The organism is Bacillus sp. 05T31, from assembly GCF_056396725.1.
The window spans coordinates 1-1,239 of record NZ_JBFTMA010000961.1 but is presented as its reverse complement, the minus strand read 5'-3'; the positions used below and the strand labels follow the sequence as shown (position 1 = coordinate 1,239).

General features: G+C 34.7%; 1 protein-coding gene and 2 pseudogenes. 2 read left to right on the top strand and 1 reads right to left on the bottom strand.

The window, feature by feature from the left end; translation table 11 throughout:
- Positions 1–290: pseudogene (locus tag AC1DJR_RS30320) on the top strand (cell wall-binding protein); the annotation flags it as partial.
- A gap of 214 nt (positions 291–504) precedes the next feature.
- Positions 505–816, top strand: coding sequence for a heavy metal-binding domain-containing protein (locus AC1DJR_RS30315; RefSeq protein ID WP_000637487.1), 312 nt, complete (start codon positions 505–507; stop codon positions 814–816).
- 338 nt (positions 817–1,154) lie between these two features.
- Here AC1DJR_RS30315 and AC1DJR_RS30310 read toward each other — a convergent pair.
- Positions 1,155–1,239 (bottom strand): annotated as a pseudogene (locus AC1DJR_RS30310) (IS6 family transposase); the annotation flags it as partial.

Sequence of the window (1,239 nt, the reverse complement as noted above, 5' to 3'; positions counted from 1 at the left end):
CAGTTAACCGCGCAGGATTTGAAAAAATAGATGGTAAACTATACCATTTTGACAATAACGGCGTAGCACAAACGGGCTGGCAAACTATCGATAATAAATATTATTACTTCGATGAGAATGGAGCAGCTAAAACAGGATGGTTCCAAGTTGGTGGTGGATATAGACCTTGGCCTCTTGCATACGGATACCTTTGGTATTGTGCTAGAGAAGATGGTTCACTTTATTCAGACGGTTGGTTTAAAATCGACGGTAAAGATTATCACTTTGACCAGTGGGGACATAAAATGTAAAGTAATAACATAAAAATAACAAGGGAATGCTTGTATGCTGATATGTGCTGTATTCCCTTGTTGTATGTATGCTATATTTAGCTTGACACGACAAAAAAACGTTGTACGTTAAGGGGAAATTTTACATACAAAAAAAGACGATTCAAGTATAAATGAATAATAAGATTATAAGAAACGAAAATAAATTTTTAGAGATTATAGGAGTGTGTCAGCAATGATCGTAACAACAACTAATACTATTCAGGGTAAAGAAATTATTGAGTATGTGGACATCGTAAACGGTGAAGCAATTATGGGTGCAAATATCGTACGCGACATCTTTGCTTCTGTTCGTGATGTTGTAGGTGGCCGTTCTGGTGCTTATGAGAGTAAATTAAAAGAAGCTCGTGACATTGCGATGGAAGAAATGAAACAACTTGCAACGCAAAAAGGAGCAAATGCAATTGTTGGTATCGATGTAGACTACGAAGTGGTTCGTGACGGAATGTTAATGGTTGCGGTAAGCGGTACGGCTGTACGTGTGTAAATAGATAGAAAAGTAGCACCTCATTAGTGAACTGCACCTCTAATTGTTAGACATAACTAACAATTAGAGGTGCAGTTTTTTATGGCCAAATATTCTTTGAAAACAAAATTAGATGCATAGATAGATGTTAATTTAAAGTAAAGTCGCGATGTTTTGAAAAAAGTTAAATACTAGAACATTTAGTTTTTATCTTAAATGATATAATTTACTTAATCTATTAAAAATCACTTCAATTTGTAACTTTTAATAAAGTTTGATAAAAAGTTAGAATTTTGGTTCTGGTGCAAACATTTTTTGAAGATATAAAGAAGTGAAGAAATTCCTAACGGAATCCACTTTTATGCTGGAATACCGAATAGTTGATGAATGAGGTTCACCTGATTTTGGACAGACTTCCCCCCTTGAGAGGTTTGTCCTTTTTTC

What these genes read in the sequence shown, in the direction of transcription:
- AC1DJR_RS30315 (WP_000637487.1), top strand. Translation starts at nt 505, where the DNA reads ATGATCGTAACAACAACTAATACTATTCAGGGTAAAGAAATTATTGAG.